The 26,629-nt window shown below is 69.3% G+C and carries 26 protein-coding genes and 1 tRNA gene; 13 read left to right on the top strand and 14 right to left on the bottom strand.

The window, feature by feature from the left end:
- Positions 1–20: 20 nt before the first annotated feature.
- The 3 genes from ACQP2X_RS12715 to ACQP2X_RS12705 are packed head-to-tail and all read right to left on the bottom strand — an operon-like array spanning position 21 to position 1,785.
- On the bottom strand, positions 21–647 hold the full coding sequence (locus ACQP2X_RS12715; RefSeq protein WP_498696582.1) for a GOLPH3/VPS74 family protein: 627 nt from the start codon (positions 645–647) through the stop codon (positions 21–23).
- Between the two features lies 1 nt (position 648).
- Complete coding sequence (locus ACQP2X_RS12710; protein ID WP_498696580.1) at positions 649–864, bottom strand: type II toxin-antitoxin system antitoxin; 216 nt, start codon at positions 862–864, stop codon at positions 649–651.
- Between the two features lie 9 nt (positions 865–873).
- Complete coding sequence (locus ACQP2X_RS12705; protein ID WP_498696578.1) at positions 874–1,785, bottom strand: SPFH domain-containing protein; 912 nt, start codon at positions 1,783–1,785, stop codon at positions 874–876.
- A gap of 111 nt (positions 1,786–1,896) precedes the next feature.
- Here ACQP2X_RS12705 and ACQP2X_RS12700 point away from each other — a divergent pair, with 111 nt between their 5' ends.
- The 3 genes from ACQP2X_RS12700 (at position 1,897) to ACQP2X_RS12690 (ending at position 3,576) form a co-directional block, all read left to right on the top strand.
- Positions 1,897–2,508, top strand: a complete 612-nt coding sequence (locus ACQP2X_RS12700; RefSeq protein ID WP_498696577.1) for a sigma-70 family RNA polymerase sigma factor — start codon at positions 1,897–1,899, stop codon at positions 2,506–2,508.
- On the top strand, positions 2,505–2,720 hold the full coding sequence (locus ACQP2X_RS12695) for a hypothetical protein (RefSeq protein ID WP_498696576.1): 216 nt from the start codon (positions 2,505–2,507) through the stop codon (positions 2,718–2,720). Before ACQP2X_RS12700 ends, ACQP2X_RS12695 begins: the two co-directional genes overlap by 4 nt.
- Before the next feature lie 148 nt (positions 2,721–2,868).
- A complete protein-coding gene (locus tag ACQP2X_RS12690; RefSeq protein WP_498696575.1) occupies positions 2,869–3,576 on the top strand; it encodes a hypothetical protein in 708 nt (235 codons plus the stop codon).
- Here the strand turns inward: ACQP2X_RS12690 and ACQP2X_RS12685 are convergent.
- Complete coding sequence (locus ACQP2X_RS12685) at positions 3,573–4,892, bottom strand: serine/threonine-protein kinase (RefSeq protein WP_498696574.1); 1,320 nt, start codon at positions 4,890–4,892, stop codon at positions 3,573–3,575. The genes ACQP2X_RS12690 and ACQP2X_RS12685 overlap by 4 nt on opposite strands.
- Positions 4,893–4,909: 17 nt before the next feature.
- Here ACQP2X_RS12685 and ACQP2X_RS12680 point away from each other — a divergent pair, with 17 nt between their 5' ends.
- Positions 4,910–5,452, top strand: a complete 543-nt coding sequence (locus ACQP2X_RS12680) for an RNA polymerase sigma factor (protein WP_498696572.1) — start codon at positions 4,910–4,912, stop codon at positions 5,450–5,452.
- A 51-nt stretch (positions 5,453–5,503) separates the two neighbouring features.
- Here the strand turns inward: ACQP2X_RS12680 and ACQP2X_RS12675 are convergent, their stop codons facing one another.
- From ACQP2X_RS12675 to ACQP2X_RS12645, 7 genes are all read right to left on the bottom strand, one after another.
- Entirely contained in the window at positions 5,504–7,768 is a 2,265-nt protein-coding gene (locus ACQP2X_RS12675; protein ID WP_498696571.1) for a hypothetical protein, read from the bottom strand.
- Positions 7,769–7,859: 91 nt separating this feature from the next.
- Positions 7,860–10,082 carry a transglutaminase TgpA family protein gene (locus ACQP2X_RS12670; protein WP_498696570.1) on the bottom strand — a complete coding sequence of 741 codons (2,223 nt, stop codon included), beginning with the start codon at positions 10,080–10,082 and terminating at the stop codon, positions 7,860–7,862.
- Positions 10,076–10,996: a DUF58 domain-containing protein gene (locus ACQP2X_RS12665; RefSeq protein WP_498696568.1), complete on the bottom strand. Its 921-nt coding sequence runs from the start codon at positions 10,994–10,996 to the stop codon at positions 10,076–10,078. Before ACQP2X_RS12665 ends, ACQP2X_RS12670 begins: the two co-directional genes overlap by 7 nt.
- 269 nt (positions 10,997–11,265) lie before the next feature.
- On the bottom strand, positions 11,266–11,409 hold the full coding sequence (locus tag ACQP2X_RS12660) for a hypothetical protein (RefSeq protein WP_498696566.1): 144 nt from the start codon (positions 11,407–11,409) through the stop codon (positions 11,266–11,268).
- An 81-nt stretch (positions 11,410–11,490) separates the two neighbouring features.
- The gene (locus tag ACQP2X_RS12655; protein WP_498696563.1) at positions 11,491–12,480 is read right to left on the bottom strand and encodes an AAA family ATPase; all 990 of its coding nucleotides are present in this window, start codon (positions 12,478–12,480) and stop codon (positions 11,491–11,493) included.
- Between the two features lie 9 nt (positions 12,481–12,489).
- Positions 12,490–15,132 (bottom strand): fibronectin type III domain-containing protein, encoded by a 2,643-nt coding sequence (locus ACQP2X_RS12650; protein ID WP_498700925.1) that lies wholly within the window; start codon positions 15,130–15,132, stop codon positions 12,490–12,492.
- Between the two features lie 109 nt (positions 15,133–15,241).
- Entirely contained in the window at positions 15,242–16,468 is a 1,227-nt protein-coding gene (locus ACQP2X_RS12645; protein WP_498696561.1) for a fibronectin type III domain-containing protein, read from the bottom strand.
- 198 nt (positions 16,469–16,666) lie between these two features.
- Between ACQP2X_RS12645 and ACQP2X_RS12640 the strand changes: the two genes are divergently transcribed.
- The 3 genes from ACQP2X_RS12640 to ACQP2X_RS12630 all read left to right on the top strand — a co-directional run bounded on the left by ACQP2X_RS12640 (position 16,667) and on the right by ACQP2X_RS12630 (position 18,382).
- Positions 16,667–16,751: transfer RNA gene (locus ACQP2X_RS12640), tRNA-Leu, on the top strand.
- A gap of 117 nt (positions 16,752–16,868) precedes the next feature.
- Complete coding sequence (locus ACQP2X_RS12635; RefSeq protein WP_498696559.1) at positions 16,869–17,348, top strand: hypothetical protein; 480 nt, start codon at positions 16,869–16,871, stop codon at positions 17,346–17,348.
- A complete protein-coding gene (locus ACQP2X_RS12630; RefSeq protein WP_498696557.1) occupies positions 17,348–18,382 on the top strand; it encodes a tyrosine-type recombinase/integrase in 1,035 nt (344 codons plus the stop codon). The genes ACQP2X_RS12635 and ACQP2X_RS12630 overlap by 1 nt, the downstream gene beginning before the upstream one ends.
- 75 nt (positions 18,383–18,457) lie before the next feature.
- Here the strand turns inward: ACQP2X_RS12630 and ACQP2X_RS12625 are convergent, their stop codons facing one another.
- The 3 genes from ACQP2X_RS12625 to ACQP2X_RS12615 form a co-directional block, all read right to left on the bottom strand.
- Positions 18,458–19,384 (bottom strand): hypothetical protein, encoded by a 927-nt coding sequence (locus ACQP2X_RS12625; RefSeq protein WP_498696554.1) that lies wholly within the window; start codon positions 19,382–19,384, stop codon positions 18,458–18,460.
- 161 nt (positions 19,385–19,545) lie between these two features.
- Positions 19,546–20,637: a tyrosine-type recombinase/integrase gene (locus ACQP2X_RS12620; protein ID WP_498696553.1), complete on the bottom strand. Its 1,092-nt coding sequence runs from the start codon at positions 20,635–20,637 to the stop codon at positions 19,546–19,548.
- Complete coding sequence (locus ACQP2X_RS12615) at positions 20,637–20,987, bottom strand: hypothetical protein (protein ID WP_498696550.1); 351 nt, start codon at positions 20,985–20,987, stop codon at positions 20,637–20,639. Before ACQP2X_RS12615 ends, ACQP2X_RS12620 begins: the two co-directional genes overlap by 1 nt.
- A 759-nt stretch (positions 20,988–21,746) precedes the next feature.
- Between ACQP2X_RS12615 and hcaB the strand changes: the two genes are divergently transcribed.
- Genes hcaB through ACQP2X_RS12585 form a run of 6 tightly spaced genes read left to right on the top strand, consistent with a single transcriptional unit; the run spans position 21,747 to position 26,623 of the window.
- A complete protein-coding gene (hcaB, locus tag ACQP2X_RS12610; RefSeq protein ID WP_498696548.1) occupies positions 21,747–22,550 on the top strand; it encodes a 3-(cis-5,6-dihydroxycyclohexa-1,3-dien-1-yl)propanoate dehydrogenase in 804 nt (267 codons plus the stop codon).
- A gap of 26 nt (positions 22,551–22,576) precedes the next feature.
- Entirely contained in the window at positions 22,577–23,407 is an 831-nt protein-coding gene (locus ACQP2X_RS12605) for an alpha/beta fold hydrolase (protein ID WP_498696546.1), read from the top strand.
- A 21-nt stretch (positions 23,408–23,428) separates the two neighbouring features.
- Positions 23,429–24,310 (top strand): VOC family protein, encoded by an 882-nt coding sequence (locus tag ACQP2X_RS12600; protein WP_498696544.1) that lies wholly within the window; start codon positions 23,429–23,431, stop codon positions 24,308–24,310.
- 19 nt (positions 24,311–24,329) lie between these two features.
- Complete coding sequence (locus ACQP2X_RS12595; RefSeq protein WP_498696542.1) at positions 24,330–25,688, top strand: aromatic ring-hydroxylating oxygenase subunit alpha; 1,359 nt, start codon at positions 24,330–24,332, stop codon at positions 25,686–25,688.
- Between the two features lie 29 nt (positions 25,689–25,717).
- Positions 25,718–26,260: an aromatic-ring-hydroxylating dioxygenase subunit beta gene (locus ACQP2X_RS12590; RefSeq protein ID WP_498696540.1), complete on the top strand. Its 543-nt coding sequence runs from the start codon at positions 25,718–25,720 to the stop codon at positions 26,258–26,260.
- A 57-nt stretch (positions 26,261–26,317) separates the two neighbouring features.
- Positions 26,318–26,623 (top strand): bifunctional 3-phenylpropionate/cinnamic acid dioxygenase ferredoxin subunit, encoded by a 306-nt coding sequence (locus ACQP2X_RS12585; protein ID WP_498696539.1) that lies wholly within the window; start codon positions 26,318–26,320, stop codon positions 26,621–26,623.
- The last annotated feature ends 6 nt before the right edge of the window (positions 26,624–26,629 follow it).

Raw genomic sequence — 26,629 nt, 5'->3', positions numbered from 1 at the left:
GCAGGCGCGAACGGTGGGGATCAGGCCAGCTCGCCCAGGGCGGAGTCCTGGATCGCCCGGCGCAGCGCGGGACCGACCGGGCCGGTGGCGCCGATCAGCTCACGGAGGCGGCGCTTGCCGTCGCGTTTGGCCTTGCGGTCGAGCACGAGAGTCAGGTTGCCGGCGGCGACGATGGACACCAGGGCGGCGTCGGCGAAGTCGACCCGGCCGAGAGGGCGCTTGAGGGCGGCGTCGAGCAGGCTGAGCACCTCCTTGCGGACCCGTGGGTCGCGGAGGGTCACCTTGGTCATGGGGAACAGCCCGAGGACCTTGCGGTGCTCGAGGCGCGCCCAGCCGCCCTCGCCCAGTTGCTCGCGCACCGCGCGGATGGTGGGACGGTGGCCGCGGTCGACCCAGGACTGCCACTTGCGGGGCCGGGAGCCGGCGATCTCGTCGAAGAGGGCCCCGAGCACCGGATCACCGGTGGGGTGCCGGCCGCTGGCGGCGGCGCGGCCGCGCTCGTCGGTGAGGTGGCCCTGGAGGTAGAGGTCGGCCAGGCCGGCCGCGCGGAGCATCAGGCCGAGGTTGGTGCCGATGTGGACCCGGCCCTTGACCGGGTCGTGGGCCAGCACGTAGAGGCGCTGGGGAAGGCTGTCCGGCACTGCCATGTCACTCCTCTTCCGGCTCGGGTGTGCTGGAAGGCCGGCCGGGGCCGCGCATCCGGCTGACCTTCCCGGGGAGGCGGCCGGCGTCGGCCAGGGCCTTGCGCAGGAGGAACTCGATCTGGGCGTTGGTGCTGCGAAGCTCGTCCCCCGCCCAGCGCGCCAGGGCGTCGTGCACGGCGGGGTCCAGGCGGAGGAGGAGCTTCTTGCGTTCGATGGCCATGGGCTCGGCTCAGGAGTAGAGGGTTCCCGCGTTGACCACGGGCTGGGCGTCCCGGTCGCCACAGAGCACGACCAGCAGGTTGCTGACCATGGCCGCCTTGCGCTCCTCGTCGAGGTCGACCACATGGTTCTCGGCCAGGCGGAGCAGCGCCATCTCGACCATGCCGACCGCGCCCTCGACGATGCGGGCACGGGCGGCGACGATGGCGTTGGCCTGCTGCCGGCGCAGCATGGCGTGCGCGATCTCGGGCGAGTACGCCAGACGGGTCAGCCGGGACTCGACGATCTTCACACCGGCCGCGGCGACGCGGACGGCGATCTCCTCCGACAGCCGCGCGGTGATCTCGTCGGCGTTGTCGCGCAGCGACATCCGGGTGCTGTCGTGCGAGTCGTAGGAATAGCCGTTGGCGATGTGACGCACGGCGGTCTCGGTCTGGATGGCCACGAACTCGATGAAGTCGTCGACCTCGAACACGGCGCGGGCCGTGTCCTCGACCTGCCAGACCACGACGGCCGCGATCTCGATGGGATTGCCGTCGGCGTCGTTGACCTTGAGAACGTCGGTCTCGTGGTTGCGGATGCGGGTGGAGACCCGGCGCCGGACGGTCAGCGGGTTGACCCAGCGCAGCCCGTCGGTGCGGACCGTGCCGGTGTAGCGGCCCAGCAGTTGCAGGACCCGCGCCTCACCCGGCGCCACCGGCGTGAGGCCGGCCAGCACGACCAGGGCGGCCAGCCCGAACAGGAACGACACGCCGACGAAAACACCGATCATCGCGTCGCTGTCCTGCCGCAGCCCGACCAGGAAAAGAACCCCGCTGAGGACGATCACCGCGGCCGCCAGCCCGGCGACCGGCCAGCCCGAGACACCGCGGGCGTTGCGCTCACGCACCTGCGGAGCCGGCAGGGCGAGGTGGTCCGTCATGTCTTGCTCCCTCCGTGGCGATGGCACAAGACTATCAATGTGATATCACTTTTTCAAGCGGACTTCCCTCGACGGGCGGGCCGGTGACGGGGGCGTGCGTAGCCTGGGGACGTGACTCTCGACGAGGCCTCCGCTCAATGGCTGGCCGACCTGCGCGCCGGCGGCCGAACCCAGGAGGAGGCCCAGGGCCGGCTGTACGCCCTGCTGCTGCGGGCCGCCCGGGCCGAGATCAGCCGCCGGCCGTCGGATCTGCACGGCGCCGAGCGGGACGATCTCGCCCATCAGGCCGCCGCCGACGCGATGCTGGCCGTCCTGGGCAAGCTGGCCGGCTTCCGGGGTGACAGCCGGTTCACCACGTGGGCCTACAAGTTCGTCATGTTCGAGGTCTCGGCCAAGATCGGCCGGCATTTCTGGACCCGGCGGCCCACCCACCCGCTCCAAGAGTCCGACACCGATCAGCTGGCGGCCCGCTTCGGCTTCTCACCGGACCACGAGGCGGAGTGGCGCGACCTGCTGGAGGCCTTGCGGCACGCGATCGAGCACGAACTGACCGGGCACCAGCGGCACCTGTTCACCGCGATCGTGGTCGACGGCGTGCCGCTGGACGCACTATGTGTGGAACTGAACACCAACCGCAACGCCATCTACAAGGTTCTCTTCGACGCCCGCCGCAAACTGCGGACCGCGCTCGTCGCCAAAGGCCACCTCCGGGAGGACGCATGAGCTCATCCTTCGACCTCGGCGCCTTCCTGCGCACCGATCCCCGCGACGTCGGCTGCGGTGAGGCCATGGAAGTTCTGCACGCGTACGCCGAGCTGCACCTCACCGACCCGGAGGCAGCCGCCCAGCACTATCCGGGGGTCGCCGCCCACCTGCGCGCCTGCGGGCCCTGCACGACCGACTTCGAAGGTCTTCTCACGCTGATCGGCGAGTGACCCGCCGGCGGCGCCCTTCGCGCTGACAACCCGAAACCGCTGTGGGATAGGCGACAGAATTGGTCGTGTCCGGCGTCGAATGGCGGGAGCCGAAGCGGCATCGAACAGTAGGACAGCGCCGATTCACCGTGCCGGAAGGGTTTCTCCCATGCGCGTACTTCCCCTGACGATGACCGCACTCCTGTTCACGATCCCGGCCGGCTGCGACTCCAAGCCGGAGAGCGTCGCCGGGGACGCCGGGCCCGCCGGCTCCCCGGCGGCCGCCACGACGTCCGTCTCGGCCGCCGCGCCGACGACGCCCACGGCCACGCCGACCGCCACGCCTACCGCAACGCCGACCGCCACGCGGACCAGCGTGCGGCCCACCGCTCCGACCACGGTCCGGGCCTCGACGACGGCCGCCGCGTCCGGGATTCGGGCCACCGACTGGAAGAACGTGACGCTGGCCGATCTCGGGCAGTACGGGGATGTCACCTTCACGAACGGCACCGCTTCGACCGGCGGCGCCGACAACTGCACCATGCTGCCCGCGGGCGCGCGGCCCTTCTACGCCGAATATCTGGCCGAGGAACCGGCGAACAGCCCGGTCACCGAGGACGCGCTCATCCTCGTCGACTGCGGCAGCGACATGCAGCAGCAGGCGCTGGTTCCGGTCAAGCTCGGCTACGACCAGAAGACCCGGCAGACGATGGGTTTCATCAAGGCCGACCCGCCGGCCGGTCCGGACAAGCCGATGACGTTCACGTCCTACCGGGTCGAGGGCAGCACCATCGTGACGACCGTCCGCAAGACCGATGGCGGTACGGAGACGCGCCGCTACCGCTACAACGGCGGCATCAACTGGGAGCGGTACTAGCCGAGCCGTACACCCCGAAGGATCTCCTCGCTGTGATCGACGTCGTCGATCTGCCGGATCTGCACGTAGATGCCGGCGTCGCCGGTGGCCGGCGTGATGAGCGCTTCCGTGAACGAGATGCCGCCGCCGCAGTCGGTCCAGCGCCGCACGACGGAGGTCGCGCCGGCCAGATGGGGCTGCGGGTCGGGCGCCGGCACGCAGGCCGAGTGGTCGGGCAACGCCGGCGTACCACCGCGCAACGCCGTGCTCGTCCCGGCGAACACACCCGGCACCGGGCTGCGCGGGTCGGACCACGCCGTCAGGTCGGCGCCGACCGTCAGCCCGGGCTCGCGGCCGGCGGGAAGGCGGATCGTCTGTGGATTCCAGCCGGTGTCGCGGACCTGCTTGGCCCAGGACACCGGCACCCACACCGACAGGGCGCCGGACGCGTCGGCCACCCGGGTCCATTCCGCTCCCCCGGCGCGGGCCGTGTCCCAGGCCGTGCCGGCGAGCACCGTCACCACCGTCAGGACGGCGGCGGCGACCAGCCGGCGCAGGGCCGGCCGACGGTCGCGCTTGGCCTTCCCGGCCGCCTCCAGCGCCTCGGCGAACGCCGTCGCGGAGGGCCACCGCCGGGCCGGAGCCGGGGAGAGGGCCCGCGACAGCACGGCGTCGACGGCGGCGGACACGCCGGTCCGCGGCTTCGCCGGGCGCTCGGGAGGTGGCTGGCCGGTGAGCATGTGACAGGTCAGGGCGCCGAGCGAGTAGACGTCGGCCCGCTCGTCCAGGCCGCCGCCGATCCGCGCCTGCTCCGGCGCCATATATCCGGGCGACCCGGCGACGATGGTGAAACCGGACCCGTGGGCGAGTGCCTTCGCCAGCCCGAGATCGGCCACCAGCACACGGTCACCGTCGAAGAGCACGTTGGACGGTTTGAGGTCGCGGTGCAGGATGCCGAGCTCGTGCAGCACGGCCACGCCCCGGGCGAGCTCCACCGCGACGCGCAGGGCCTCGGCGACCGGCATGGCCCCGGTTGCGAGCCGTTCGGCCAGGGTGCCATCGGGGGCGTACGTCATGACGAAGTAGGGACGATCGTCGGTGAGCTCACCGACGTCGAGCACCCGCACCACCCGCTCGGAGTCGGCGCGGCGCATGATGCGGGCCTCCTCGGTGAACCGGGCCCGCACGTCGAGCTGATGTGTCCAGTTGTCGGCCAGCACCTTGACCGCGACCGAGCTGTTCAGCTCCTCGTCGTAGGCGAGCCAGACAGTGGCGAACGCGCCCGACCCGAGGCGCCGGCCCACGCGGTATCGACCAATCCGTTCCGGCACCGCCACGGCCGTACTATAAGGCCATGACGCCCGACATCGAGGCCCTCGCGGTGCGGGCGTCCGGCGGTGACGCGGCCGCGCTCGACGCGTTGCTGGTCCGCATCGGGCCCGACACGCTGCGGCAGTGCGGACGGTTCCTGCCCTGCCGGCAGGACGCCGAGGAGGCGTGCCAGGACGCGTTGCTCCAGGTCGCCCGCAAGATCACGACCTTTCGGGGCCAATCGACATTCACGACCTGGTTGTACGTCGTGGTGGCGAACTGTGCGAGGCAGACGTACCGCTCCCTCAAGCGCCGCGCGGCGGAACAGCCGGCGGCCGTGCTCCCGGTCGACCGCCCCGATCCACGGACCACGAGCGTGATCGCGGGCTCCCGCCTCGATCTGCTGGACGCGCTGGAGCGCCTGGAGGCCGACCGCCCCGCCCTTGCCGCCGCACTGGTGCTGCGCGACCTGTGCGACCTGGACTACGACGAGATCGCCGAGCAGCTGGGCGTCACGGTCGGCGCAGCCCGCTCCCAGGTCCATCGGGCCCGCCAGCACGTGCGCCAGTCCCTGAACGCCGCGTGACCGGGTTCCGGCACGTACCGCCGCCGGGCATGGCCCGGCGGCGGTGCCCGGTCAGGATGTGGCAGTGCGGGTGAGACGGAAGGCGGCGTCCGCGGACGGGCCCTCCAGCACCACGGTCAGCGGACCGGCAGGCAGCGTGCACGTGACCGTACGCTCCGCGAAGGCGCCCGTACGGCAGTACCGCACGCCCTCGGCGCCGTAGACCGTGAGGCGGGCGGTGCCATCACCCTCCGTGCGCTGCCAGGCGAACACCTCCCGCGCGGCGTGCTGATCGGCCGGGACGCGGAAACAGGCGGCGACCCGGTCGTTGCCCGTGCGAGCGTCCGCGCCGTCGGTCCCGGAGGGTAGCTCCGGGCAGTCGGGCGAGCCGTCGACGCGGGCGAACGCGGTGGTGAAAGCGCCCGGCGCGTCGCCCTGGTTCTGCTCGACCACGACGGTGTACGGGCCGGGCTTGTCGAGCGCGCAGACGTACTGGGTCAGCGCGGACGAGTCGCACATGTGCTTCCCGTCGGCGTCGAGCAGACGGGCCACGGGAGTCAATCCGTCGGTCGGCCGCAACTGTGCCAGCCGCGCGCCCTGCGGCAGGTCGAGCCGACGGCACAGCACCTGCCCGGCCACCGTGAACTGGGCGTGCCAGGGGGCACCGGTCAGGCCGTCGGTGGCCACGGCCGGGCACCCGGCCGGTTCGGCCGGCAGGAACGAGGTGACGTACGCGAAGTCGTTGTCGATGACCGACGTGGTGACTCCGCCGTTCAGCACGAACGTGTACCGGCCGGCCGGCAGGTCGCCCGCGTTCACCTTGCGGCCGGCGCCGTCGTACAACTGCCCGTACGTCTGCTGGTTCTCGCCGTCGAAGGCCCGGACGGTGTAGGCGCCCGGCTCGGTCACGACCAGCGTCCGGCACCGGATCGGCCCGGCCGCTCCCGCGGGCGGCTCGTTGTAGGCGCCTGGACGCACGACCGGGCAGCCGGCGGGCTGGGAGAGCCGGCGCACCTGCAGCTTGTAGGTCTGCTCGCTCTGATCGGCGTTCCAGTTGTCGAGATAGGAGACGACCCGGTAGGTGCCGGTGGCCGGCAGGACGCAGCCGTCTTCGTCGTCGAGGCCGGGGCAGACCTCGGCACCGGTGCTGTCGACGATCGTCTTGCTCGTCTCGTTGTAACTCGTCGCGGCGGCGTACGCGATGACCCGGTCGCCCGCATCGGCCCGGAACGGGTGGCAGTTGGTCTGCACGGCCGAGGTCTGCTTGACCACCAGGGCGTCCGCGGCCCACGTCAGCCCGGTCGCGGCCGAACAACCCGCGTTCCGCATCAGGGCGGGCAGCGCGATCTGGAAGCTGATCGGGTTCCAGTGCTGGCTCTCCGAGATGACCGTGTAGTCACCGGCCGCGGGCACGGCACACGGCTCCCGGCCCCACTTCGAGCAGATCGGCTGCCCCGCGTCGTCGTACACCGTCCAGGCGATGCTCTGGGCGTCGAAGATGCGCACCCCGAGCGTGCCGGGGGCGGCCACGTGCGTCTTGTGGCAGGTGATGTCCTCCTGCTGCGGCAGAGAGCCCGACCCCGCGTACGCGGTGGGATCGCCGAACGGCGCGGTCCGCAGCACCTGGCAGCCGGCCGCGTCCGAGATACGCGACATCCGCAGGGTGTACGGGGTCTCGGCGCCGTAGTACTCGGCCAGGTTCAGCCGGTAGGGGCCAGTGCCGGTGAGCGTGCAGTACTGGGCGTACCGGATCTGGCAGACCGGCTGCAGATCGGCGTCGAGGATGTCGCCCTGGATGTCGCCGTTGCCCTTGGGCGACCAGAGGCGCAGCACGCTGCCGGCCGGCTGGTTGAACCGGAAGCAGTCGCCGGGCGCGCCGGCCGGCAGCGAGCCGGCCTGCCCGGTCGACGTGAACGCGAAGAACGAGGCGGGCAGGGTCGTGCAGGCCGACGGCGACTTGAGCGACTGCACGCCGAGCGTGTAGTCACCCGTTCCGCCGAAGTAGAGCGACACGATGACCTTGTAGGTGCCGGCGCCCTTGAGCTGGCACCGGCCGGCATCCGTCTGGATGGTGCAGATGTCGGCACCGTTCGGGCCGGAGACCCGGGCCTGGGGCGACTCGCCGCTCCCGCGGGTCAGCATGGTGTACAGAACGTCGTTCGCCCGTGGAACGGTGACGAAGTAGACGTGCTCCTGGCTGCCGCTGATCGACTCACAGCCGGCGATCGCGCCGATGGTCAGGGTGCCGCCGCAGGATTCGGCCGCGGAGGCGGGCGTGCTCGTCAAAGTGGTGGCGACGAGAACCGCCGCCAAGAGGGACAGTAAGAATTTTCTCATGGGGACTCCCCGTACCGGCCCGGGATTCCGGGCCGGCAGAGCATAGAGCATCCATGATGGACGGCCGGCCGGTGTCGGCGACCGTCGGCGCTCATGTCCGGCGGTTCCATCGCAGCGGGCCGGGGTGGACACTCCACCAGACGCGCCGCCACCAGGAGCGGCGAGCTCGCAGCGCGGCCGCGTAGGCGACAGCCTGCCCACCGGCGCGGGCGGCCTGGGCGTCGTCGGCCGATCCGGGCGCGAAGCCGACCGTGTTGATGCCTGCGACCAGGTCGTCGAGGGGCGGCAGGTCCTCGCTCGGCTCGGGATCGGGAACGGCGCGTCTCAGGTTTCTGCGCGCCGGCTCCGGCTTCCGGGCGTACGCAGCCGCTTCGGTCGCCGCGAGATGGGTGGGGATCGGGCGGCCCGCCAGGCGCAGCGCGTCGGTGAACTCCGACCAGGCGCCGGCGATCCGCTCATCGGGGGTACCGGCGGCCAGCCGACGCCGGCGCCGGGACTGGCGCATCACCGCGATCGCCCCGGCCGCGGCGACCAGCAGGATCAGCACCGACACGGAGGCGCCGCCGGCCACCACCGCCGCCGACGGGCCCTCACCCGGCGGCGCGGCCAGCAGGGTCGGGGCGGCCGAGCTCGGCGGCGTCTCGGACGGCGCCGGTGGCTGTGAGGGCGGTGTCGTCGGCGGGGTCGGTTTCGGCAGGAAGTCCTCCTCGACCGGCCGCGGGTCCTTGCTCTTGGGCATCGGGTCGAACGCCACCCAGCCCAGCCCCTCGAACAGCACTTCCGGCCAGGCGATGGCGTTACCGGCGGTGACCGTGCCGCCGACGGCCGGCGCGTCGAAGCCGACAACCACCCGGCTGGGCAGCCCGGCGATCCGGGCCAGGAGCGCGAACGACGCCGTGAACTGCTCCGAGGTGCCGACCTGTCCGCCCTGCTGACGCGGCCCGAAGAGGAAGAACTTGAGGTTCGGATAGGCGTGCCCGCTCGGCGCGTCCGCGACCCGCCGATAGTGCTCGGCGATGAACTCCTGGATCGCCATCGCGCGGTCGTACGCGGCCCCGTTGTCCTCGGCCAGCTGGTCGGCCAGCCGCTGGATCTCGGGCGGCACGTCGGCCCCGACGGTCAGATAGCGCGCGACCGCGTCACCGGACGGCGTCCCGGCCGTGGGCAGCAGGTTCAGATCGGGCGCCTGAAGCTCGGACGTGACCGAATATGTCAATCCCGTGGTGAGCCCTTCGGGCCGGATCAGCGTGCCCGTCGCCGCGTCGAAGGCGACCCGCGCCCCCGACACTTCGGTCGGCGCCGGCACGACGGGCAGGAGCCGCCCCGCGAGCCCGTTGATCGTGACGTCTTGGCGTACCACCGAAATGTCGGTGTCAGCGGGCCGCGGCAGCTGCGGAAGTACCCGCCCGGCATTGCGATAGGTGGCACCGACGCGCCAGGTCACGCCGTCGTAGTCGGGCAGCACGGCCAGCCGCAGCCGAACGACCTTGCCCTTGGCCCCAGCCGCCGGCGAGACCCGCAGCAGCGGATCTTTCGGCCGCAGCGCCCACCCGGAGATCCGGTTGAGCGGACTCTCGTCGAGGCTGTCCACCTGCGGCGGCTCGACGTAGCGGCGCGGATCGACCGGCGTGGCGCCCACCCGCCCGCCGATCCACGGCCCGACGGCAACGATAAGTCCGAGAACGATCACCAGCCCCACGGCCCGCCCGCGCACTGTCTTTCCCTCGGCGGCGCTGCCTTGATCAGGCTCACGCGCACTGGCGGCCAGCGCCACGACGGCCAGCCCCGCGAAGACCAATGTCGTCCACCGGGCCGTGTCCGCGTTCGGCCCGACGACGTACAGCGCCCCCGCATAAAGCGCGACAGCCGGCACCAGCCCAAGCAACACCCGCCCACCACGGACGGCGATCTCAGCCCCCGCGAGCCCTGCCAGCCAGGCCGCGATCACCGGCACGACAACGGTGTCCGGCGTGGCCTCCACCGGAATCAGGGCCGTGAGCAGCCGCGGAATCCCGTTCACCAGCGACTCGCGCACGATCTCGGGCAGCTCCCCCGCCGTCCCGGCCCGAACCGCAGCAATCTTCAAGGCCACGAGGGTGTACGCCGCCAGCAGCACCGCCGACACCGGAGCCACCACCCAGTTCGGCAGTCGCCGAGCCGCCAGCCCGACCCCGACGGAGCCGGCCGCCGCCCCCGCGACAAGCTGCACCAGAAGCGCCCCGGCAAAGATCCGCCCCAGCACCACTCCCGACAGCGCCACCATCCCGGCCAGCGCCACCGCAACGATCCCCGCCCGCACCCCGCGCTTCACCATCCGCGGACCCCGTCCCAGGCGGCGGCGAACTCGGCGCCGTCGGCGGCGTCGATGACGATCAGGCCGTCGCCGGCGGAGACGGGCGCGCCGTCCCGGTCACCGAGGAGCCCGGCCAGCACCACCGCGTACGGACCCCGCAATCCACTCACCGAGCCGAGATCGCCGCGCCCACCCGGACCGGTCAGAAAGACCAGCGTGTCCCCGAGCCGCTGCGAGCGCATCCGCCGCAGCGTCGCCGCCAGATCACCTTCGCGAAGCGTCGCCTCGGTCAGCACGTCCAGATAGGGCCCGGTCGTCACCTCACTCACCAGATGCAGGCTGACCGGCAGATCCTCACGCACCGCGGCCGCGACGATCGACGCCGCCGCCTCGCACGCCGCCTCGAACGACTCGGCCACCCCGTCGCGCACCTCCGGATGCGCCACCGCCCGATCGTCGAGCAGCACCACGATCGTCGGCTCGGACGTGTCGAGCTGCTCGCGCACCATCAGCTCGCCCACTTTGGCGCTGCTCCGCCAGTGCACCCGCCGCATCTCGTCACCGATCACGTATTCGCGCAGCGTGTCGAACGTGATCGTCCCTTGCGGCACGTTGTCGACGCGCCCGTCGAGACTCCGAGCCATCCCCGCCGGCACCGCCCGCAACAGGTGGATCCGGGGATGGACCCAGACATGAGCGATTCCGCCGTACGTCCTCGACAGCGTCACCAGCGCAAGCGGATCCCCCCGGGTGACCCGCAACGGCCCAACCGGCACCACTCCACGCCGGCTGGTCGGCACCGGATAGTCCACGGTGGTGTCCCGCCCCGGCCGCAACCGCAACAACGGCACCGGTACCGCCCCACCACCGCAGCGATCACTGGCCACCAGATTCGCCGCCCGCACCCGGCTGGTGTTCCGAACGGTCAACGTCATCCGAGCCGCTTCACCGCGAGCCACCCGATCCGGATCGGCCACCCGCTCAACCCCGAGCTTCGGCCGCCACAACGCAAACCCGACCGCACAGACAAGGGCGACGACTCCGGCCGCCCCGAGCAGAGCCAGATCCGGATACCCGTACCGGAACCCCACCGCGATCAGCCCCGCCGCCGCGACAATGAGCCCCGCACCCCGGCCAGTGACCCCCGTCCGACGCCAACGCCGCAAGACAGCCGCCGCAGCAGCTTCGCCAGAACCACCCAAGTTCATCGCGCCACCCGGACGGCCCGCGCCACCCGGACGGCCCGCGCCACCCGGACGGCCCGCGCCACCCGGACGGCCCGCGTCACCCGGACGGCCCGCGCCACCCGGACGGCCCGCGTCACCCGGACGGCCGGCGCTGACCGCACTGCCCGAGTTGGCGGGGCCGCCGCCGGTCGGCGGAGCGCTGCCGACCGGCAGCGGCGGCTCACCGGCGGCGGGGGCGCTGGTCACGCCCCGGCCGCGACGCGGGTGCTGTCCGGCAGCGGCACCGGAACCGACCGGACCGCGTCGTCGAGCACCTCGGCCGCGGTCACCCCACGCAACTGCGCGTCGGCCGACAACAGCACGCGATGCGCGAAGACCGGCCCGAGCAGCGTCTTGAGATCTTCCGGAAGCACGTACCCCCGGCCGTGGATCAGCGCGTATGCGCACGCCGCCCGGGTCAGCGCGATCACCCCACGGGGACTGACCCCCACGCGGACCTGCGGGTGGTTGCGGGTCGCCGCGGCCAGTCTCACGGCGTACGTATAAAGCGGATCCGCGATGTGCACATGCGTAGCCATCCGCACCATCTCCCCGATGGTCGCCGTGTCGGTGACCGGCTCCAGCGCGTCCGGTGATCGCAGCGCCGCCCCGCGCAGCACCTCCACCTCGACCTCTTCGCTCGGATAGCCCACCGACAGCTTCACCAGGAACCGGTCGAGCTGCGCCTCCGGCAGCCGATATGTCCCGTCCATCTCGACCGGGTTCTGCGTCGCCACCACCAGGAACGGCTGCGGCACCGGATGCGGCACACCGTCCACCGTGACCCGGCGCTCCTCCATCACCTCCAGCAGCGACGACTGCGTCTTGGGCGACGCCCGGTTGATCTCGTCGGCGATCACGATGTTGGCGAACACCGGCCCCGGGTGGAACTCGAACCCGCGGCTGGCCTGGTTGAAGATCGTCACCCCGGACACGTCGGACGGCAGCAGGTCGGGCGTGAACTGGATGCGCCGCCACTGCCCCTGCACCGACGCCGCCAGCGCCCGGGCCAGCGTCGTCTTGCCCACCCCGGGCACGTCCTCGAGCAGCACGTGCCCTTGGGCGAACAGCGCGGTCAGCGCCAGTTCGACCACGTCCGGCTTGCCCAGCACGACCGCGCCGATCCGCTCGGCCAGCACGGCCGCGACCTGGGCGAAGCCCTGGATGTGCTGCGGCGGAAGGGGTTCGCTCACTGTTTTACCTCAGCAGTTGGGCAGGTCGTTCAGGTCGTCCCCACCGTCGAGGTTGAGCCACGCCCACGGGATGTAGTTCTTGCCTTCGTAGTTGACCTGGATCCACCAGGTGCTCTTCTTCTGGCTGTTGTAGATGTACGAGTCGACGTCCTCACCGGCCTTCTTGCAGTAGGCCTGCAACCGGGTGCCCGGCTTGGCCCAGCCGACCTGCTTGTCGTTGTCCTGCCGGGTGACGCTGAAGATCTCGTTGCCGTTGCGCCCGTCGCGGTCTTCGTTGCAGTACGTCGCGGTGGCCCCGTTCTCGCCGTTGTTGCAGGTCGCCTTCCCGAACAGATTGGCCGTCGTCTTCGTCGACTTCGCCTGGACCGTGCCGGCCGCGTTCGACGCCGTGACCGTGAACGTGTAGGACGTGCTCGGCTTGAGCCCGGTGAGCATGAGACTGGAGCAGCTCCCCTTGGCGGTCGCCCCGCCGGTCGCCGCCACCGAGCAGCTCGCCGTGCCACCGCCCGCGTCCACGCTGAACGCCACCGTGGCCGCGTTGAACGTCGCCGTCACCCCGGTGACCGTGACCTTCGGCGACGCCACCGTCCGCGCGGTGGCCGTGCCCGGCTCACTCTCCCCGGCCTCGTTCACCGCCCGCACCTCGACCGCGACGTTGACCCCCGCATCGAACCCGGTCAGCGTCGCGGCCGTGCCCGCCGTGACATCGGTGGTCTTGCCACCCGCCGCGACCACGTACTTGGTGATCGTCCGACCGTTGTCCACCGACGGCTGCCACGCCACCGAGATCGACCCGGCCTGGTCGCCCACCGTCGCCGCGTCGACCCCTTCCGGCTTGCCCGGCGCGGTGAACGGCACCACGCTGCCGCTGACCGGCGACGCCTTCGACCCGGCGCCCCGCTCGTTCACCGAGACGACCGTGAAGGCGTACTGCTTGCCGTACTCGAGCTGCCCGCTCTTGAGCGTCAGCGTCGGCTCGGCGGTGTCGCCGATCGGCGCGCTGCCGCCCTCGGAGATCGCCGTGACCGTGTAGCGCCGGATCTCGAGCCCCTGCCCGTTCGCGGGCGGCCAGCTCACCACGACCGAGCCGTCCGGTTTGGCCTCGGCCGTCACCGCGGTCGGCGCGTCCGGCACCTCGGACGTCGGTTTCACGGCATTGCTCGTACGGGCCGGCCCGGCGCCCTTCTTGTTGACGGCGCTCACCGTGAACGAGTAGGTCTGCCCGTTCACCAGCCCCGGGATCGTCAGCGCCCGCTGGTCGGCGCCGACCTGGAAGGTACGCCCGGAGCCCACCACCACGTACTTGAAGATCGCGGCCCCGTTGTCCCGCGCGGCCTGCCAGGTCACCCGCGCCTCGGCGTTGCCCGCCGCCGCCCGCACGTTCTTGGGCGCGCCCGGCTTGGTCACCACCGGTTTCTTCGGCTTGGGCGGCGGGGGCGGAGCCTGCGGCGGCGTCTGCGGCGGATCGCCGCCGAGCACATCGTCGGCGTACTTGTCGACCGTACGAACCGTGTGCTGGTTGTCGACAACGCGCGCCGCCTGCGAGCCCGGCGCGTTGATGAACAGGTAGCCCTCGCGGACCTCCAGCTCCAGCGGCCCGCCCGGATTGGCGAAGCTGATGTCTTTCTGCCGCGCGCCCGCCGAGTCGAACACGTGCACCGACCCGTCCGCGTCGGCCACGTAGAAGTAGCCCTGCCAGGCCACCGCCGGCTGGAGATTCTCGCCGTCGCCCGGCACCGCGAAGTCGCTGCGCAGCTTGTCGTCGCCCACCACGTAGACATGCCGGTCGCCCGGCACCGTCACCGGCACCTGCTTGCCCTCGGTGTGCGGCGGCAGCGTGCCCGGCCCGGCCAGCGGCAACGTCACCGGTTTCGGCTTCACCTGCCCCTCGCGCACCGTGCTCAGCGCGTTCGTCGTCCGGTTGAGCACCGCGACCCCGTCGTCGAGCGTGGACAACACGAGATCATGGCTCGGCCCCGCGACGGACTCCGTCCGGTCCTTGCGCGGGCCGCCTTGTTCCGGTCCGTCCGAGGACATCGCCGCCGGAGTGATCGCCGTGACCGTCCCTTCGCTGGGCGAGGCGATCCACAGCTTGCCCTTGCCGTCGAACACACCGCCCGCGATGCCCGGCGGGAACTGCAACGGCTGGCCCACCTGCCCCAGCGTCTTCGGCTCGAGCTGCTGCACCCGCCCCTGCACGGTGTCGATCACGAAGACCGTGTCCTCGTGCAGCGCGACGCGCACCCCGATGCCGGAGCTGGTCGAGTCGTCCCAGAACTTCTCCAGCGTCGTCAGATCCATCGACCCGATCGCGCCGGTGTTGACGTCGCGCAGGATCACAAAGCGATCGTTCTGCACGATCTGCACCTGATGACCGCGAGCCTGAGGTACGTCGACACGCGTGTCCACCTTGGCCGTGACGCCGTTGACCCGCGCCACCTCACCCTTGGCCCGGCTCCACACCCACGAGGCTGCGTCGAAGCTGGCCACGGCTTGATCGGCCGACCCGAGCCCCAGCACAGTGAGCCCGAGCCCACCGGCCAGACTCAGCACAGTGGCCATCGTGACCAGGTAGCCACGGCGTCGCCACCGCCGCTTCGGTTGATCCTCGCTGGTCACTGCCACTACCTCCCCGTCGGCCGTCACATTCATGGCGGTCAAGAACGGAGGCCATCATAGGGGGCTCGGCGTAGCGCTTGGTACCCATTGTGGATAAGTCCCGTAGCGCACAGTGATCAAGCTCTCGGAGAGTGATCGGGGTCTATCGCGGAGTAGCCGTGGCCCGCGCCGTACACGCCTGTGGCGAGGTCGCGAACTGATCGTTCCGATACACAGCGACGACCGCGAAGCAGTAGTTCAGCTCCCCGTTCAGCCCCGACATCTCAAAGGACGTCTGCCCAGGTCCCAGCGTCGAAACGGGTTTCAGTTCCTGCCCCGGACGCCCCATGGTGACCATGAAGGACACCGAGCCACCGGACGGATCGGCCCACGTGACAGTGATCGCGCTACCGCCGTCCCGCAGACGTACATCAGAAGGCGCCGCCCCACCCAGAGTTGGCACATCCGGATCCCCAGCAGGTTCACCCGTCCGATTGGCCAGCACGAACACCAGCGCCGCCACCGCGATCAGGGCAGCCAGCACCGCCGCGATGGCCGCAAAAATGCCAAGACCTTTCTTCCCGTACGCGGGTGAAGCAGCACCCTGTGGATAACCGGCCCCCACCGCCGGCCCACCCGTGTAGAAAGAAGGCGGCGCTTCCACGACGGGCCGCTGAGGCACGTACGCCTGCGTGTTCTCACGCCCTATGCCGTCTTGATGCGGGACAGCAACCGGCTGCGCGACCGTCGGCTCCTCGGCCTGGCTCCACCTCTGCCGCAGAACACGCGCATCGTCTTCGCGGTTGGGCGGCTGCACCGTAGGCAGCGCCGTAGTCGCTTCCTCCGCGACCGGCGCGACCACCGCCACCGGCTCCTCCCGCCGGGTCATCCCCGCTCGCGGCTGCTCCGGCCGGGCGATCCCCGCTTGCGGCTGTTCCAGACGGCCGTTCCCCGCTTGCGGCTGCTCCGGCCCGAGATAGCCCCGCGCCCGAGCCACCGCCGGATGCCATTCCCCGAGCACCCCCGGCCCGAGCTCAGCCACCCGCGTGAAGGCCTTCCGAGCTTCATGCCGGTTCCCCAGCTCTTCCGCAACCACCCCGATGTCATGCGAGATCCGCAACATCAGCGGATCAGAATCACCAAGGCGCCAGAGCCCAGACGCGTACGTCTCCTCAAGCACCCGCCGAGCCGCCATCGGATCATCCGCAAGCTGGAGAATCGCCCCCAGTTCATACGCAGTGAGCAGAACATCCGGATCATCCTCAGCCAGGTTGACCTTCCCCAGCTCCACAGCCTTCTCAAGCACACCACGCGCCCCCGCGAGATCCCCCGCCGTCACCAGTTCTTGCGCACGCCGCCGAGCGGGACCGAGAGGAGAGGCCTGAGACACGGCAGCCATGCTGCCCGTTCCGCCCTCCAACCGCCAGACCACCCCTTTTAACCAGGTCATATGCCCCGCAATGTCCCCCCACCCACCCCTCAACAACCCCCACCACAGGACCGTGTACAGTTCTCTCCTGTGCGGCTCGCCGGGCCGCCGATACCGACTGCAAAGTCGGCGGAGGCAACCGGTAAGCTGAACATGCAGGTCCGGGTGGCGGAATGGCAGACGCGCTAGCTTGAGGTGCTAGTGCCCTTTATCGGGCGTGGGGGTTCAAGTCCCCCTCCGGACACAACCTCATCGCATCCGTGCGTTATTCAACGTACTGGTGGTCAGGCATGCCTGACCACGTCGGCCACGCATCAGTGGCATGGTCAAAATCGGTCACACCGCTGCGGCGGTGGCTGCCGTGACCGAACTGAATCCGGCGGTCATCCCGCCGGTCATCCCCACCCGCAGCAGCCCTGAGGCGCCCCGCTGGAACCAGCGCGGCGCCCTGGCCGCACGGCCGCCCCTGCCCTTGCTGAAGCTGTCGGCGAAGCGGGTCGGCACAGCCGTCTACGGCCTGAGCACCTTGGACGCCGGCGGCCGCATCGCCGACAAGGCGCTCATCGCCGCCCTGGGCTGGGAGGCGGACCAGCGGCTCGAGATCCGGGTCAGCCGCGGCCTGGTCGCCGTCTACCCGGACGACCGCGGCATCTTCCAGGTGAGGTCGCAGCGTTTCGTGTATCTGCCGCTGGCTGCTCGCCGGTGGTGTGACCTGGGCGCGGGGAGCCGGGTGCTGCTCGCCGGGTACCCCGATGGTGGGCTGCTGTTGGTGCATCCGCCTGTCGTTCTGGACGAGGTCGTCGCTCAGGTTTTCGATTCGGTGTGGGGAGCTGAGGGTTGATGGGCGAGTCGTCACTTGATCAGGCCACCGTCGAGGCCGCACGGATGCTGTTGGAGCGCATGGGTGTCTCCCCCGGCGATCTGGTGGCCGGGGCGCCGGTGCGTCCGGCGGCTCCGACGTTCGCGGAGTACGTGCCGATCGTGTCGGTGTCGGTGTCGCCGGGGCTGCGGAAGGCCTACGGGACGTACTGGAACCGGGCCGTGGAGCGCTGGGGTGATCGGCGTATCGACCAGATCAACCCGTCGGAGATCCGCACGCTGATCGCCGACGTCAAGGCCAACCGCGTGCAGCGGCGTAACGGCCGTGGTGGGCGCAGCGCGGAGGAGCACGTCATCTCGGCGTTGCGCTGCCTGTATCGGCGGGCAACCGCGGATGGCTTCATGACGGAGGCGGAGAACCCGGCGTTGAAGGTCGCGAAGCCCAAGCGTCTCGCGTCGACCCGGCGCGCGCTGCCGGACAGCCGGTTGTCGGAGATTTATGAGGTGGCGGTCAGCAGCGGTGATGATCCTGAGCTCGACGGTCTGCTGATCAGGTTGCATGTCGAGACCGCGTGCCGGCGGGGCGGGGCGCTGGCGTTGCGTCCGGCCGATCTCGACGAGGAGCAGTGCTTGATCTTGTTGCGGGAGAAGGGTGGGACGTTCCGGTGGCAGCCGGTGTCGCCGACGTTGATGGGGTATCTGCATGCGCATGCTGTGGAGCGGAAGGCCCCGCCGACCGCACAGCTGCTGCGCTACCGCAACGGTGAGCCGATCACGTACCGGCGCTACGACCATCTGTGGGTGCGGCTCGGCGTCCGGCTTCCCTGGGTCGCGACCCAGCAGATCAGCGCGCACTGGCTCCGGCACACGACGATCACCTGGGTGGAGCGCAACTTCGGCTACGCGGTAGCACGCGCCTACGCCGGCCATGCCGAGACGACCGGCAGCGACGTCGGAGCCACTGCGGGATACGTAAAGGCAAGCATGCACGAGCTAGCGGACGCGTTGTCAGCGTTGACGGGCGAGCCGCACCCGCTTGGCTCGACGCCGCGGTAGGCGGAAGACCCACGGGACCGTGGTGGCCGGCCGGAGCCGTTGAGGCTTCGGCCGGCCGCCGAGCGATCAGGGCGCTTACGGGATCACCTCGTCGGCATCGGCCGGCGTTCGGGCCGGTCCTGCGGGGTCCTCGATTGTTGGGCGGATGGTGTATGGAGTGATGCGGTCGCGTTCGTGTTCCTCGGCGAAGGTCTGGGCTTGGAAGTCGGCGCCGGCTTCAGCCAGTGCTTTGATGACCGTCGTGGTGAGGATGTCGAGGCGTCTCACTTCGGCTTCGGCGGCGAGTAGCCGTTCTTGCAAGGACACTGCGCGGTGGCCGCACCACTGCCGCAGGAGTTCATGACGCGGCTGGTCAAACTCGCGGTAGACGCGGTATTCCGTCTCGGGAGACGTCGTGCCTGTTTCGCGGACGGATGCGCGGGCGTGGACTGAGCCGTGCGTGCTCTTGCGGCGTGCTTCGATTTCTTCCTTGGAGACGTGGGCGAGGACAGGCATCGGGTGGGCTTTGCAGGCTGCTTCGGCGATGCGCAGCGTGCCGGCGGGCGAGACCATGAGCGTGCCGTCGTGGTCGAAGCATTCAACGCCGGCGAGGATCTCCTCGACGGGGGCGTGAAGGATTTCTGCGAGTTTTGTTGGATGGTGGATGGCGGTGATGTTGTGGACCGGGAGCCACTGCAGAACGGCGGCGTCCTCGGGGATGAGTAGCCGGAAGACGTCGTCGGCGCAGGACTCTTCGACGGTGTCGAGTTTCAGGTTGTCTATCCGCTGCCAATTCGCCATCAGCGCGTTGTAGGACTCGACTTCGCTCCACGGTGCTCGTAGCCGGCTACCTGGCACGTTCTCTTCGCGCAGTGACGGGTCGTCCAGGAAGGCGACGTCCAGGCGGGCGCTGTTCTTGCTCCGGGTGATGGCTTTGATGAGGACGCGCTCGGATGGTGCGTAGCTGCGCAGGCGGTAGACCCATTCACCGCCGACTGCAAAGAGAGAAGGATCGACGTTCACACAGCGGCTCCTTGACGGGGTCGGCTTCCCAGAGGCTGCCGCATGACTTTACTCTCGGCCACCTCGCGCTTACCGAACCATGGATGATGCCTTCCCGTCGAGCCGTCCAGGTTCCGGGTCGATGTCCTTAGCGGCGGGGTGTTCTGAGCGTTCGTCGCCGTTCAGGCTGAGGCCATCGAAGCGACCAGATGGTCTTGGAAGGTGTTTGCCGGTGTCGAGGGTGTCGCGGGTGCGGCGAGCGGGTGGGGCTCTGCGGTGAGCGCGGCGAGGGCCTCGGCTACTTCTTGGATGTCGGCGCGAACGTAGGTGGCGGTGACGCCGATGTCGCGGCCGGTGTTGTGTCCGGCGTAGGCGCGGGCGACCGCGTAGCCGAAATGGCGTTCGACCCATGTCAGCGTGGTGTGACGTAGCCAGTGGATGCTGACCTGCTGGGTCGCGACCCAGGACAGATGCTTGCCGAGCCTTTGCCATAGGTAGTCGTAGCGGCGGCGGGTGATCGGCTGGCCGTCGTGGTAGCGAAGCACCTGGTCGGTGGAGTCGTGGCCGCCTCTTGCGTGGCAGTGGCCGATCAGTGCCGGCATCAGCGTGGGGGTGATGGGCTGCCAGCGGACGGTCTCGCCTTTCTCGTGCAAGCGGATCAAGCTCTGGGCGGGATCGAGGTCGGCAAGTCGCAGCGCGAGCGCGCCGCCACGCCGGCAGGCTGTTTCGATGTGGAGTCGCAGGATCATGCTGTCGAGCTTCGGGTCGTTCCCGGTCGTGCCGGCGATGTGGATGACCTCGCCGAGGCGGTGGTCGGGCAGGGCGCGCCGCGTGCTGGCGAGTCGACGCGGTTTCGGGACCCGTGCTGCAGGATTGTCCGCCGCGGCGATGAGCCGGTCGGCTTCGGCCTGTTGGTAGAGGCAGCGGATCGCGGAGATGAGGTGTTCCGCTGCGCTTCGGCCGCCTCGAGCGTTGCGGCGCACCACGACATTCTGCTTGACCCGTTCGGCGAGCTGCTTGATCTCGAGCGGGGTGGGCTCGTCCAGGCGGCGGCCGCCCCACTCGTCGCTGATCTTTCGCCAATAGGTGACGTACAGCCGGCGCGACCCTTCAGACACGGCCGTCGCCACCTTTTCGATGTACTCGTCAAAGGTCGGCATGGCCGTCGGTCGCGGTGGTTTAGTGAGAAGCTGCTCTGGTGTCACGCCGAGGCGGTCGAGCAGGAGCCGCACCGCGTGGAGCTCGGAGTCCGCAGCCGAGGAAAGGTCGCCCATCAGAGGCCGTCGACGTGGATGGCTGTCAGATCATCCAGGACAGCGATCGGGCAGATGAGGACCAGGTTGCGGTTCGGGTAGGCGGCGAGCAGGAGACGGTCGCCGACCTGCACGCCGAAGCTATGACGCGTTTCAGCGGCCAGGCGCAGGAATGCGTCGCCGGTCAAGGCGTATGGGCTGTTGGGGTCCGCGCGAATGACAACTTTGTCGTCGATGACTGAGACAGTGATTCTTTGGTGGGCCTTCCAGCCCATGGCCTCGACGATCGACCGGTCCGCGATACGGCCGTTACGGTCATAGGCACTCAAGGCGTAGCGGGCGGAAGTCCGGGCCCGCCTGCGGGCAGCCACAACCGGCATTGGTAAGGCGGTGGCGATGGGGCGTGGAACGGCCGTGGGTGCCTGCGGGAGAGCTTGAGAAACCGACGCCTCACCCGAATTCAACCCTGGATCTTCTATTTGGGGAACCATTCGGCTACAACACCATCATCGCGAGCTCTTCGGAAGTTGTCTGTGGTTGTCTCCGGTGCTGCGCCGCACAAATGCGGCAGTTGGCCATCAGAATCTGGCGTCCGGGATCCCAACCAATAACCCTCAGCAGGTGGCATCGAGTACGACCTATCTACGAAAACCCTGGTAGGCCCCGCCGATGCCGCCTTCCATCTGAGGGCGAACCAATAACCTGCCGGGTTCGGCTTTGTTTTCGCAACCCAGGTGGCGGTCGCCGGGGCGGCGTCCTAACGGAATCACACGCGCCAGCTATGCCGCAGCTTCGACCGGAGTGGACCCGTACGTGACCCAGCCCGCAAACGCGGCCAACAAGCTGTGCCCGTTACGACCAGGAAGTCCGGGGACGCGACGGTCACGGTTCGGCATGCGGTAGGTGGTGGCCGCGCAACAACCGTTCCACGCTCCGGAACTCGTCCGTTCCGTCCGCGTGAGGTCGAGCACATCCTCACCTCATCGGATCGCGCGGCGATGGGCCCGGAGGACGAATGATCAAGATCGCAGACGACCGCTACGCGGTGCAGGCGACCACCGGCGAGTGTTTCGGCGGTCGGACGACGCGCTTGTCCGCCAGGCTCGCGACGGCGAGCGCTGATCGGGGCGATGTCCGTGTCATGGATTGAGGGCTATTCGGTCGTCGTCACGGGCGCCGGCTCCGGGCTGGGCCGGGCGATCGTGCGTCGTTTCGCCGCGGAGGGCGCCAAGGTCGTCGCCTTCGACAAGTCTGAGGACAAACTCGGGCAGTTGCGGGACGAGTTGGGCAAGTCCGTCGTCACCCTCGCCGGGGATGTCCGCAGCTCGGCCGACAACGATCGCGCGTGCTCCCTGGCGGTCGAGAGCTTCGGCAAGCTGAACACGTTCATCGGCAACGCCGGCTTGTGGGACTTCAGCGGCTCGCTGGCGGACACGCCGGCCGAGCGGCTCGATTCCGGATTCGACGAGCTGTTCAACGTGAATGTCAAAGGCTACTTGCTCGGCGCGAAGGCGGCCCTTCCGGCGCTGCGGGAGTCCGGCGGTTCCATGGTGTTCACGCTCTCGAACGCGGCCTTCTACCCGGGCGGCGGGGGCGCGCTCTATGTCGCCTCAAAACACGCCGGAGTCGGCTTGGTCAAGCAGTTGGCCTTCGAGTGCGCACCCGATGTACGGGTCAATGCGGTGGCGCCGGGCGGAATGGACACCGATCTGCGGGGACCGGCGGCGCTGGGTCTGTCCGAGACCGCCATCGGCCAGGCGTTCCCCATCAACGACCTGCTGAAGCAGCTGTCCCCACTGCACATGGCGCCCCGACCGGAGGACTACGTCGGCGCGTATCTGCTGCTCGCCGCCAAAGAGCAGTCCGCGACCGTCACCGGCGCGGTGTTCGACATCAGCAGCGCCGGCACGCCCCCGCGCCCGGCGAATCAATAGCGAACGAACAGACAACAGGAGATGGCATGCCGCAGGACCTCACTGCCGCCGGCACGAGCCGGAGCGTTCAGACCAAGAGCTGGAACATCCATTACAACGAGGCGGGTACGGGCTACCCGATCCTGATGCTGCACGGCAGTGGTCCGGGTGCCACCGGCTGGAGCAACTTCGGCCCGAACATCCGGGTGCTCGCCGACAGCTTCCGGGTCATCGCGCCGGACATGCCCGGCTGGGGCGAGTCCGACGCCGTGACCGGCGATGAGCGGGATCACGTCGAGGCGGCGGTGCAGTTGCTGGACGCCCTGGACATCGAGAAGGCCGCGCTGGTCGGGAACTCGATGGGTGGGGGGACTGCCCTGAACTTCGCGGTGACGCACCCGGACCGTATCTCTCATCTGGTCACCATGGGTTCGGGCGTTCCCGGGCCGACGCTCTTCCAGCCGGGCAACGGATTGTCGGAGGGGCTGAAGGTCCTGATCAAGGGCTATCACGACCCGTCGCCGGAGACGATCCGCGAGCTGGTCGACATCATGACGTACGACTCTGAGATCAGTGACGAGCTGGTTCAGCAGCGCTCCGACACCGCGCGCTCCCGCCCGGACCACCTGGCCAACATCCTGAGCTCACCGACCATCCGGTCCACCGTGAGCGCGGATGACTACGCGAGGATCGCCGTCCCCACTCTTCTGCTGCACGGCCGGGACGACCGTGTCGTGCACTTCGAGCAGTCGCTGCGCCTGGTCGGTTTGATTTCTGACGCGCGGATGGTGCTGATCAACCGCTGCGGGCACTGGCTCCAGCTCGAACACGCGGACGAGTTCAACCGTCTCGTCGCCGGCTTCGTCGCCTCGGCCTGACAGATCAAGGAAGGAAACGACATGTCTGAAGTCATCGGTTTGGGTTACGTGCTCGTCGAGGCGAGCGACCTCGGTGCCTGGAAGAGTTTCGCCGTCGACCTGCTCGGTCTGCAGGCCGTGACCGACACCGAGGAGCGCCTGACCCTGCGGATGGACGAGAAGTCCTACCGTCTCGACATCCGCAGGGGTCCTGCGGATGCTGTGACAACTCTGGGCTGGGAGGTCCGGGGGAAGAGGGAGTTGGAGGAGCTGGCGCGGAAGCTGGAGGCCAACGGCTATTCGGTCAAGCGCGAGTCCGGCGAGGCGGCGGCCGAGCGCCACGTCAGTGAGCTGATCCAGTTCGACGACCCGGAGGGCCTTCGGCTGGAGCTGTACTACGGCCAGCGCAACGCCCTGGAGCGGTTCGTGTCCCCGACGGGAGCCCAGTTCGTGACCGGGACCGGCGGGCTGGGGCACGCTTTCCAGTTCGTCGGCGACATGACGGCGTACGACCGGCTGTACCTGGACATCCTCGGATTCAAGGTCAGCGACTACATCGATTTCGGGCCGGGCATGTTCGGCACCTTCACGCACGCCAATCCCCGGCACCATTCTCTGGCCTATGCCGCGGTGCCGGATCTTCCGAGCACCATCGGCCACCTCATGTTCGAAGTGGATGACATCGACCTGGTGGGCCGGGCGTACGACAACGTGCTGGACGGCGCCGCTCCGATCGCCTCGACGTTCGGCAAGCACGTGAACGACGAGATGTTGTCGTTCTACGTGACGACGCCGTCCGGCTTCCAGATCGAGTACGGCTACGGCGGCCTGCTGATCGACGACGCGACGTGGACGCCCGCGCGGTACGAGAAGCCCAGCTACTGGGGTCACCGCCCGACCAACCCCGACGAGCCCCGAGTCTGAGTCACCAGGAAGGACAGCAATGGCCATCGCCGAGAACACACTTCAGGAACTCGTCTCGGTCCAGCGGGGAGAGGTCGACCGCCGGGTCTACAGCGATCCCGACATCTACGAGCAGGAAATGGCGGACATCTTCCAGCGGAGCTGGTTGTTCCTCTGCCACGAGTCGCAGATTCCCAAGCGCGGGGACTTCGTGGAGACGCCCATGGGGCGTGACAACGTCCTCGTCGTCCGGCAGCGCGACGGCAGCATCAAGGCGCTGCACAACACCTGCGCCCACCGCGGCAACGCCGTCTGCCGCGCCGACGAGGGCAACGCCAAGAACTTCATGTGCACCTATCACGGGTGGACCTACGACATCGGCGGCAACCTCGTGGGCGTCCCCGGCCAGCGGGACCTCTACCACGACGAGTTGGACACGTCTCGTCACGGGCTGCGCGGCGTGGCCCAGCTGGACTCGTACAAGGGATTCGTCTTCGCCACCTCGGATCCCACCGCGCCGCCGCTGTTCGAGTTCCTCGGGCGCACCGGTCGCGCGGGTCTCGACCTGATCGCGCTGCAGGGCGACATGGAGATCATCCCCGGCATTCAGAAGTTCGTCATCCCGTGCAACTGGAAGCTGGCGGTCGACAACCTCTTCGACTGGTATCACCCGCAGATCACGCACCTGTCGGCGTTCTCAATCGACCTTCTGCCGGCCTTCGAGTCCGACAGCGAGCAACTGGACATCGACGGCGTCACCAACCAGGACGGCGAAGAGATCAACCTCGCCACCAAGGACAACGTCTCGACGCTGGTGTTCCTCGACCACTACGGGCACGCGATGTCCGGCCCGGTCGCGGACGGGGCTTCCGGACCGTTCGGTGACATCTCGTACCGGCACACGGAAGCAGCCTCGAAGGTGCTCGGGCCTCAGACCAAGCGTGCCATCGGGCACACCAATGTCTTCCCGACGCTGTGGATCGCCCCCAATGGCGGGCAGCTGTCCCTGCGCATCCCGCGGGGACCGTACGAGACCGAGATCTGGTGGTACACGTTCGTTCCCAAGGAGGCTCCGCCGGAGGTGCGAGCCATCGTGCAGTCGGGGGCGGTCCACGTTTTCGGGCCGGCCGGTCTGCTCGAGCAGGAGGACGGAGAGAACTGGAGCCAGGCCACGATGACCACCCACGGTCTCTCCGCCGGCCGGATTCCGCACGTCCTGAAGATGAACCTCGGGCGCGGCAAGGTCGTCAACGACCCGGACAGCCTGGACCCGCCGTGGATCGAGGCCGGCATCAACGAGCACGGCCAACTGTGGACCTATGCGGCCTGGGCGCAGTGGATGTCCGGCTGCGGCTGGGACGATCTCCGCGAACGCACCACCCCGCCCGCTGTTCTCTGAACGTCGAGCCCTGTTAGGGAGCAAGCATCATGACCATCGACAGCGCCGCCGACGTCGACGCTTTGTCGGCCGACGCCCTGCGCCAGTTCGCGGTGGAGCGTTTCTACACCCGCGAGGCGTGGCTGCTGGACCGGCACGAGTACGAGACCTGGGTGCAACTGTTCAGCGATGACACCCACTACTGGATGCCGATTCGCCGCACCCGGCTGCGACGCGAGCTCAAGAAGGAGTTCACGAGCCCGGGCGAGATGGCGTTCTTCGACGACGACAAACGCATCCTCGTCGGCCGCGTGCAGAAGCTGGCGACCGGCGCAGCCTGGGCCGAAGACCCGCCGTCGCGCACCCGTCACATCATCACGAACGTGCACGTCGTCGAGGACAACGGCGACGAGTTGGAAGTGCACACCAACTTCCTCGTCTACCGCACCCGCCTGAAGTCGGAGGAGACGACCTGGGTCGGGTCCCGGCAGGACCTGCTCCGTCGGCACGAAGGGTCGTTCCTCATCGCGAGGCGGCACATCCTGCTCGAGCAGACCGTGCTGCTCTCCCAGAACCTGAGCAACTTCTTCTGACGGTACGAGGCCGGCCGTCCGCGAGAGCGGGTGGCCGGCCGGCACAGGAGGCTGAAGATGGCGTGGATACGCGCGTGCGACGTGGACGACGTCGAACCCGGTGATGCGGTGACGGTGCCCTCGGTGGTTCCGCCCGTGGCGGTCTTCAACGTCGACGGGGAGTTCCTGGCGATGGCCGACACCTGCTCGCACGACAAATCATCGCTGGCTGACGGATACGTCGAGGGCGACGAGGTGGAGTGCTCCTGGCACATGGCCAAGTTCTGCCTGCGTACCGGTAAAGCCCTCACCCTGCCGGCGAGAGTCGACCTGCCCACCTACCCGGTCCGGGTCGAGAACGGCAGCGTCTTCGTTGACATCTGAACGCGG

Source organism: Actinoplanes sp. CA-131856, assembly GCF_050956135.1.
In the GTDB taxonomy this organism is placed as follows: domain Bacteria; phylum Actinomycetota; class Actinomycetes; order Mycobacteriales; family Micromonosporaceae; genus Actinoplanes.
Note: the sequence above shows the minus strand (reverse complement) of the source record. Positions and strands in the feature narration are given on the sequence as shown.

Coding starts and splice junctions, on each gene's coding strand:
- ACQP2X_RS12715 (WP_498696582.1), bottom strand. CDS start 647: ATGGCAGTGCCGGACAGCCTTCCCCAGCGCCTCTACGTGCTGGCCCAC.
- ACQP2X_RS12705 (WP_498696578.1), bottom strand. CDS start 1,785: ATGACGGACCACCTCGCCCTGCCGGCTCCGCAGGTGCGTGAGCGCAAC.
- ACQP2X_RS12595 (WP_498696542.1), top strand. CDS start 24,330: ATGGCCATCGCCGAGAACACACTTCAGGAACTCGTCTCGGTCCAGCGG.
- ACQP2X_RS12680 (WP_498696572.1), top strand. CDS start 4,910: ATGACGCCCGACATCGAGGCCCTCGCGGTGCGGGCGTCCGGCGGTGAC.
- ACQP2X_RS12710 (WP_498696580.1), bottom strand. CDS start 864: ATGGCCATCGAACGCAAGAAGCTCCTCCTCCGCCTGGACCCCGCCGTG.
- ACQP2X_RS12620 (WP_498696553.1), bottom strand. CDS start 20,637: ATGGGCGACCTTTCCTCGGCTGCGGACTCCGAGCTCCACGCGGTGCGG.
- ACQP2X_RS12695 (WP_498696576.1), top strand. CDS start 2,505: ATGAGCTCATCCTTCGACCTCGGCGCCTTCCTGCGCACCGATCCCCGC.
- ACQP2X_RS12630 (WP_498696557.1), top strand. CDS start 17,348: ATGGGCGAGTCGTCACTTGATCAGGCCACCGTCGAGGCCGCACGGATG.
- ACQP2X_RS12585 (WP_498696539.1), top strand. CDS start 26,318: ATGGCGTGGATACGCGCGTGCGACGTGGACGACGTCGAACCCGGTGAT.
- ACQP2X_RS12690 (WP_498696575.1), top strand. CDS start 2,869: ATGCGCGTACTTCCCCTGACGATGACCGCACTCCTGTTCACGATCCCG.
- hcaB (WP_498696548.1), top strand. CDS start 21,747: ATGTCCGTGTCATGGATTGAGGGCTATTCGGTCGTCGTCACGGGCGCC.
- ACQP2X_RS12600 (WP_498696544.1), top strand. CDS start 23,429: ATGTCTGAAGTCATCGGTTTGGGTTACGTGCTCGTCGAGGCGAGCGAC.
- ACQP2X_RS12675 (WP_498696571.1), bottom strand. CDS start 7,768: ATGAGAAAATTCTTACTGTCCCTCTTGGCGGCGGTTCTCGTCGCCACC.
- ACQP2X_RS12605 (WP_498696546.1), top strand. CDS start 22,577: ATGCCGCAGGACCTCACTGCCGCCGGCACGAGCCGGAGCGTTCAGACC.
- ACQP2X_RS12665 (WP_498696568.1), bottom strand. CDS start 10,996: ATGACGTTGACCGTTCGGAACACCAGCCGGGTGCGGGCGGCGAATCTG.
- ACQP2X_RS12590 (WP_498696540.1), top strand. CDS start 25,718: ATGACCATCGACAGCGCCGCCGACGTCGACGCTTTGTCGGCCGACGCC.
- ACQP2X_RS12670 (WP_498696570.1), bottom strand. CDS start 10,082: ATGGTGAAGCGCGGGGTGCGGGCGGGGATCGTTGCGGTGGCGCTGGCC.
- ACQP2X_RS12650 (WP_498700925.1), bottom strand. CDS start 15,132: ATGAATGTGACGGCCGACGGGGAGGTAGTGGCAGTGACCAGCGAGGAT.